This window comes from Streptomyces sp. SID3212, assembly GCF_009865405.1.
Classification (GTDB): Bacteria; Actinomycetota; Actinomycetes; order Streptomycetales; family Streptomycetaceae; genus Streptomyces.
The window spans coordinates 1-5,245 of record NZ_WWJY01000334.1; the positions used below are offsets into that span (position 1 = coordinate 1).

At 71.9% G+C, this 5,245-nt stretch carries 5 protein-coding genes; 2 read left to right on the forward strand and 3 right to left on the reverse strand.

Features of this window, described 5'->3' with window-relative positions:
- Positions 1 to 187 (forward strand): GNAT family protein (locus tag GT042_RS10120; protein WP_161308379.1); only part of this gene is annotated, 187 nt, incomplete at its 5' end.
- A gap of 95 nt (positions 188 to 282) precedes the next feature.
- On the opposite strand, the gene GT042_RS10125 is transcribed toward GT042_RS10120, so the two are convergent.
- The gene (locus GT042_RS10125) at positions 283 to 804 is read right to left on the reverse strand and encodes a DUF4240 domain-containing protein (protein WP_161308383.1); all 522 of its coding nucleotides are present in this window, start codon (positions 802 to 804) and stop codon (positions 283 to 285) included.
- 160 nt (positions 805 to 964) lie between these two features.
- On the opposite strand from GT042_RS10125, the gene GT042_RS10130 reads away from it, so the two are divergent.
- Positions 965 to 1,882: an SDR family oxidoreductase gene (locus GT042_RS10130; RefSeq protein ID WP_161308380.1), complete on the forward strand. Its 918-nt coding sequence runs from the start codon at positions 965 to 967 to the stop codon at positions 1,880 to 1,882.
- A 22-nt stretch (positions 1,883 to 1,904) separates the two neighbouring features.
- On the opposite strand, the gene GT042_RS10135 is transcribed toward GT042_RS10130, so the two are convergent.
- Complete coding sequence (locus GT042_RS10135) at positions 1,905 to 2,870, reverse strand: WYL domain-containing protein (protein WP_161308381.1); 966 nt, start codon at positions 2,868 to 2,870, stop codon at positions 1,905 to 1,907.
- A gap of 126 nt (positions 2,871 to 2,996) precedes the next feature.
- On the reverse strand, positions 2,997 to 5,245 hold a 2,249-nt coding region (gene aceE, locus GT042_RS10140; RefSeq protein WP_161308382.1), incomplete at its 5' end, for a pyruvate dehydrogenase (acetyl-transferring), homodimeric type.

Sequence of the window (5,245 nt, forward strand, 5' to 3'; positions counted from 1 at the left end):
GGCGGCGCTGCACGCGCGCAACCAGGGCGCGCGCCGGCTGACGCTGCGGGTGCTGGGGCACAACACCCCGGCGCGGCGGCTGTACGAGGCCGAGGGCTTCGCCGTGGAGGGCGTGCTGCCCGGGGAGTTTCTGCTGGACGGGGAGTACGTGGACGACGTGCTGATGGGCCGTTCGCTGCTGGGGTGACGGATCCCTGGGGTGACGGTTCCTTGGGGTGACAGTTCCCTGGGGTGAAGGGCCCTGGGGTGAGGACCCCTGGCCCTGGCGTGAGGGCCGGATCCTCACGGCGTACCGAAGCGCTCCGACAGTCTCGGGAAACGGTCCGCCAGCGCCGTCGTGTCCTCGAAGTCGACCGGCGTGCCCTCCGGCTCCGCCGGCTGCGCCGCCACGCCGAGATCCGGCGCCACCACACCCGTCAGCTGTTCGTACGCCTCGTCCGCCGCGTACCCCAGCTCCTCGCCGTCCCCGTCGAGATCCTCGTCGAACTCGTCCAGCAGCTCCGCGAGGCTGTCCGGGTCGTGGAGCCCGCCCTCGAAGATCTCGCGTCCCTGGCCGATGAGCCAGCAGCGGAAGTAGTCGAAGGCGTCGTCGCTCGCGCCGCCGAGGAGGACGGCCGCCGCGCCCCACAGGTCCCAGTGGTACGCGCGGTTGTACCGGGCCTCGAAGTGCCGCGCGAAGTCCAGGACGGAGTCGGGGTCGAGCTGGAGCAGCCGCTCCACCAGCAGCTCGGCGTGGTCCTCGGGGTCGCCGTCGGCGGCCTCGCGGGTGCTGTCGATGATCTCCCAGAACTCCGTCTCGTCCATCACGGGTCCAGCATCGTGGTTGGCGGGGGCCCGCGCACGCGGAGGCGCCGAAATGAGGGGGTGAATCGTGAGCCGGAAGAAGTCGGACAGAAGATGTCGCCTTTTTGTGTGACGGTCGGTGGAACGGCCGGAAGGCGGCCGGAACCGATGGAGGTGGCGGATGACGGAACAGCCGTTGACGGGGAGGACCGCGCTCGTGGCGGGGGCGACCCGGGGCGCGGGGCGGGCGATCGCGGTGGCGCTCGGGACGGCCGGCGCGACCGTGTACGTGACGGGGCGCACGACCCGCGAGAAGGCCAGCGAGGTCGGGCGGACCACGGAGACCATCGAGGGGACGGCCGAGCTGGTGACGGCGGCGGGCGGTGAGGGGATCGCCGTACCGACCGACCACCTGGAGCCGGACCAGGTCCGCGCGCTGGTGGCCAGGATCGACCGGGAGCAGGGCCGGCTGGACGTCCTGGTGAACGACGTCTGGGGCGGTGAGCACCTGGTCGAGTTCGGCAAGAAGATGTGGGAGACCGACCTGGAACGGGGGCTGCGGATGCTGGACCTGAGCGTGCGGACCCACGCCATCACCAGCAGTTGCGCGCTCCCGCTGCTGGTCCGCAGGCCCGGCGGGCTGGTGGTCGAGGTCACGGACGGCACCGCCGAGTCGAACAAGAACTTCCGTGAGAACTTCTACTACGACCTCGCCAAGAACGGCCCCATCAGGATGGCGTTCAACCTCGCCGAGGATCTCAGGAGCGTCGGCGGTACGGCCGTCTCGGTCACCCCGGGCTTCCTCCGCTCGGAGCAGATGCTCGACTTCTTCGGCGTACGGGAGGAGAACTGGCGCGACGGCGTACGGAAGGACGCGGCGTTCGCGATCTCCGAGTCCCCGGTCTTCGTGGGCCGCGCGGTCGCCGCGCTGGCCTCGGACCCGGACCGGCACCGGTGGACCGGCCAGTCGCTGTCCAGCTTCTCGCTGGCCCGGCATTACGGGTTCACCGACGCCGACGGCAGCACCCCGGACGCCTGGGGGTACATCACGGACGTGGTGAACGGCGGGAAGAACGCCCCGGCGAGCGACTACCGCTGAGCCGGCCGCAGTCGGCCGCCCCTCACCCGTACAGCGCCCTCACCCGCTCCGCCGACTCCGCGAAGCGCCTGCGCAGGGTGAGGGGCCCCAGCACCTCCACCTCCGCCCCCAGCACCATCAGTTGGCCGTGCGCCACCTCCTCGGACTCCACCGGCAGCGTCAGCGTGACGCGGCCCTGGTCGTCCGGGGCGGGCGCCGCCTCGATCGCCTCGCGCGCCGACGCGCGGTCCACGGCGTACGGCAGGGCGCGCACGCCCTCCGGGGAGAGGCGGATCTCGATCTCCGTACGGAGCAGGGAGCGGGCGAACTGCGCCGCGCGCTCCTCCCAGAAGGCCGGGAGGTCGAAGGACTCGTCCCGTACGAAACGTTCCGCCAGCGGCTCCACCGCCGTGAAGCGGTCGAGCCGGTACACCCGGAAGCTGCCCCCGGCACAGGCGCACAGGTACCAGACACCCGCCTTCAGCACGAGCCCGTACGGCGCCAGCTCCCGCTCCACCTCCCCGTCCGCGCGCCGGTAGCGGGCCGAGAGCAGCCGGTCGCCCCACACGGCCTCCGCGATCGCGGGCAGCAGCTCCGGGGTCTCCGGCTCCTGGTACCAGCCGGGCGCGTCCAGATGGAAGCGCCGCGCCGCCGACTCCGAGGCGTCCCGCAGCGACGGCAGCAGCGCCGCCGACACCTTGAGCCGCGCGGCCGAGGACACGTCGTCCAGCCCCATCTCCCGCAGCGCCCCCGGCACCCCGGAGAGGAACAACGCCTCCGCCTCACCGCGCGCCAGCCCCGTCAGCCGCGTGCGGTACCCGCCGACCAGCCGGTACCCCCCGGTCCTGCCCCGGTCCGCGTACACCGGCACCCCGGCCTCGGACAGCGCCTGGGCGTCCCGCGTGATGGTGCGCTCCGAGACCTCCAGCGCACCGGCCAGTTCGGCGGCCGTCATGGACGGTCTGGACTGGAGGAGAAGCACCATCTTGATCAGCCTGGCTGCGCGCATGGCCCCATGATGCCGGGAAAACGCCGGGAAACCCCTGCCGCGTGGCGACAGGGGTTTCGGGGCGGAATCCGTGCGGGGAGGCAGGATCCGTGCGGGGGAGAGGCCGGGGGGTGCGGCGCGGAGGGCTCAGAGGCCGTAGCGCTCGCGTGCCTCCAGGACCTTCTCCGGCTTGACCTCGCCGCGCCGCGCGAGCTGCGCGAGCGCCGCGACGACGACCGACCTGGCGTCCACGCCGAAGTGCCTGCGGGCCGCCTCGCGGGTGTCGGAGAGGCCGAAGCCGTCCGTCCCGAGCGAGGTGTAGTCCTGCTCGACCCACTGGCTGATCTGGTCGGGGACCTGGCGCATCCAGTCGCTGACCGCCAGCACCGGGCCCGGCGCGCCGGCCAGCGCGCGGGTCACGTACGGCACCCGCTCCTCGCCGCGCAGCAGGGCCTCGTCGGCCGCGAGGCCGTCGCGGCGCAGCTCGCCCCAGGAGGTGGCGGACCACACGTCGGCGGTGACGCCCCAGTCGGCGGCCAGCAGGTCCTGGGCCTCCAGGATCCAGTGGATCGCCGTGCCCGACGCGAGGAGCTGTATGCGGGGCGCGTCGGCCGTGGCGGGCACGCCCTCCTTGAACCGGTACAGGCCCTTGAGGATGCCCTCCTCGACGCCCTCGGGCATCGCGGGCTGCGGCATCGGCTCGTTGTAGACCGTGAGGTAGTAGAAGACGTCCTCGCCCGAGGGGGATTCGGGGGTGGGCGTGTACATCCGCCGCAGACCGTCCTTGACGATCACGGCGATCTCGTACGCGAACGCCGGGTCGTAGTTCAGCGCGGCCGGGTTCGTGGACGCGATGAGGTGGGAGTGGCCGTCGGCGTGCTGGAGGCCCTCGCCCGTCAGGGTCGTACGGCCCGCCGTGGCGCCGACGATGAAGCCCTTGCCGAGCTGGTCGGCGAGCTGCCACATCTGGTCGCCCGTGCGCTGCCAGCCGAACATCGAATAGAAGATGTAGAACGGGATCATCGTTTCGCCGTGCGTCGCGTACGACGTCGCGGCGGCGATGAAGTCGGCCATCGAACCGGCCTCGGTGATCCCCTCGTTGAGGATCTGCCCGTCCTTGGCTTCCTTGTAGTAGAGCAACTGGTCGCGGTCGACCGGGTCGTAGGTCTGGCCGAGCGGCGAGTAGATGCCGTACGCGGGGAAGAGCGCCTCCATGCCGAAGGTGCGCGCCTCGTCGGGGACGATGGGGACCCAGCGCTTGCCGGTCTCCTTGTCCCGCATGAGGTCCTTCATCAGCCGGACGAACGCCATGGTCGTGGCGACCGGCTGGGAGCCGGAGCCCTTGTAGACCGTCTGGAACGGCTTCTCGGCGGGCGCCGGGAGCGCGACCGCGTGCGTCCGGCGGGCCGGGGCGGGGCCGCCCAGCTCCGCGCGCCGCTCCTGGAGGTAGCGGACCTCGGGGGAGTCGGCGCCGGGGTGGCCGTACGGCACCAGGCCGTCGTCCAGCTTCGAGTCCGGGATGGGCAGGTCGAGCAGGTCGCGCATGGTGCGGAACTGGTCGCCCGAGAGCTTCTTCATCTGGTGGTTGGCGTTGCGCGACTCGAAGCCGGCGCCGAGCGTGTAGCCCTTCACCGTCTGGGCGAGGATCACGGTCGGCGCGCCCTTGTGGGCGAGGGCGGCGCGGTAGGCCGCGTACACCTTGCGGGCCTCGTGGCCGCCGCGCGAGGTGAAGAAGCACTCCGCGATCTTCGCGTCCGTCAGCAGCTTGGCCAGCTCCACGAGGGCCGGCTCAGCGCCGAAGAAGTGCTCGCGGATGTACGCCACGTCACGGGTCGCGTACGTCTGGAACTGCGCGTCCGGCACCTCGCGCAGGCGCCGTACGAGCGCGCCCGTGGTGTCCAGGGCGAACAGCTCGTCCCAGGCGGAGCCCCACAGCGACTTGATCACGTTCCAGCCCGCGCCGCGGAACTGGGCCTCCAGCTCCTGCACGATCTTGAAGTTCGCGCGGACCGGCCCGTCGAGGCGCTGGAGGTTGCAGTTGATGACGAAGGTCAGGTTGTCGAGCTGCTCGCGGGAGGCGAGGGCGAGGGACGCCGTCGACTCGGGCTCGTCCATCTCGCCGTCACCGAGGAACGCCCACACGTGCGAGGCGGAGGTGTCCTTGATGCCGCGGTTGGCCAGGTAGCGGTTGAAGCGCGCCTGGTAGATCGCGGAGAGCGGGCCGAGACCCATGGAGACGGTGGGGAACTCCCACAGCCAGGGCAATCGGCGCGGGTGCGGGTACGAGGGGAGCCCCTGGCCGCCCGCCTCCTGGCGGAAGCGGTCCAGGTCCTGCTCGCTGAGGCGTCCGTCGAGGAACGCGCGGGCGTAGATGCCGGGGGAGGCGTGGCCCTGGA